Raw genomic sequence first — 1,938 nt, 5'->3', positions numbered from 1 at the left:
CTTCGATAGTGAAGTGCGAAACGAGATAACTCCTGATATCGGATGTGACGAAGGGAATTTCGTAACCGGAACCGATTTAATCCGTCCTCGAATCACACACGAACCGTTAGGAACAACCGAATCACCGGCTCCGCGCACGCTACAAGCGTACATCGCCGACAACGTAGGTATTTCGACCGGTGCGAATGCACCGCGTGTGTATCACAAGCTCAATAGTGATACCACTTGGGTGCTTGTTAACCCAACCTCAGTGCAGGATTCGTTATACACGTTTACGATTCCCGGCTACCCGTTGGGATCGGTGGTTAATTATTATCTCGCTGCGCAGGACGATGGCGGGAACAATGTAACCCATCCTTACAATGGGTCTGGTTCTAACCCTCCGGGTACGATTCCACCGCCAGTTACGCATACTTACTTCATTGCTACCTTGTTGACTGGTGTTCAAACGATTGGTGCGACCGGTTCAAATTATACATCGATTGATCAGGCGATTACTGCAGTGAATAGTATCGGAGTTGGTAACGGTGGCGTCACCTTCTTGATCCGTGCCGGCACTTACGACGAAAACAGTTCCAGTATTAACTGTTATCTCGATGCTAACCGACCAGTAGTGTTCCGTGCCGACTCGGGAGCAAATGTGGTCATCAACAAGACCGCAGCAAATGGCGTTACGGCGGCCTTCCGCTTCCGCGGCGCATCGAATGTCACAATTGATGGTAGTTGGCCGGGTGATCCCGATGGTCGGCACATCACGATAAACAACGCGAGTGGTAACACATCGATCATTCATTTCTCGGATAGCACCGATCATAATACCGTAAAGAACTGTGTGTTGAATTTCGGTCCAACCACTTCTTCAACTAATCGCGTTGTCCAAGTTGGTAACACCGGCACACAACCAGAACTGCCGATTGTCGCCAATCGAATCGAGAACAACGATATTATCGGTGGTTACTATTGTATTTACGCTTATGGCAACACGACGGAGTTAGTTGATAGCACTTACATCGTGAAGAATGACATTCGCGATTTCTACTATTATGGTCTATACACCGGCTATGCCAATGGCATGACGATAGCCTACAACCATATCTATCATGTAACAGCCAGTGCAAGTTCGACGATTTACGGGATGTACCTCACGACCGGCTCCAACAATCACTGGATACATGGTAACCGGATCGATCAATTGCAGGGTTCTGCAACCGGAACGCAATATGGTATGTATCCCTACGGAACCGGTCACTTAATCTCCAGCAATATGATTGCAATTGGAGGTGGTAATACCGGCACCTGCTACGGTATGTACAAGACGCTTGCCAATGGCAACCTGCGAATAGAATTCAATACGATCAACATCTTTGGTACGACAACGGGATCAAGCAGCTATTGCTTGTATAATTCGAGTAGTTCCGGTTCAGATTCGCTGTGGGGAAACATTTTCCAGAACACTCGAACCGGCGGTACAACTACGATTTATCACGTTGGACTTTATATCGGAAATGTCGCAACCTTTGCATTCAGCGATTACAACTTGTTCTGGACTGGCGAAGATCCGGCAGACAACCGTTGGGCGGCGCGGCTTTCAACTACTAACCTTAACACTGCAGCGGATTTAATGGCAAATACAACTTGGACACCGCGCGACCAATTCTCATTTGGAGAAATGCCGCCATTTGTATCGGATACCAACCTCCATGTTCGTGGCGATATGAGTACCGCGATTGAAAGTGGTGCACCGGCAAATGGATCGGTATTGTTCGACGTCGATGGTGACGCGAGAATACCCACCGGGATGTATGATATCGGCGCCGATGAAGGTACTTTCCGCCGAGTCGCGTTTGGTACTATCGCTGGTGTTGTTTACGATTCAATACCAGCACGACCGGGAATGGCTGGTGTAACGGTTTCGGCAGGACGATACAGCACAGTTAC

The 1,938-nt window shown here is 48.7% G+C and carries 1 protein-coding gene; it reads left to right on the top strand.

Annotated elements, in window-relative coordinates:
- Window positions 1-13: 13 nt before the first annotated feature.
- Window positions 14-1,938: hypothetical protein (locus OEM52_15050; protein ID MDK9701451.1), on the top strand; the 1,925-nt coding region annotated here is incomplete at its 3' end.

The organism is bacterium (assembly GCA_030247525.1).
Classification (GTDB): domain Bacteria; phylum Electryoneota; class JAOADG01; order JAOADG01; family JAOADG01; genus JAOTSC01.
The sequence above is the reverse complement of the archived record's forward strand: the minus strand, read 5'-3'. Positions and strand labels throughout refer to the sequence as shown.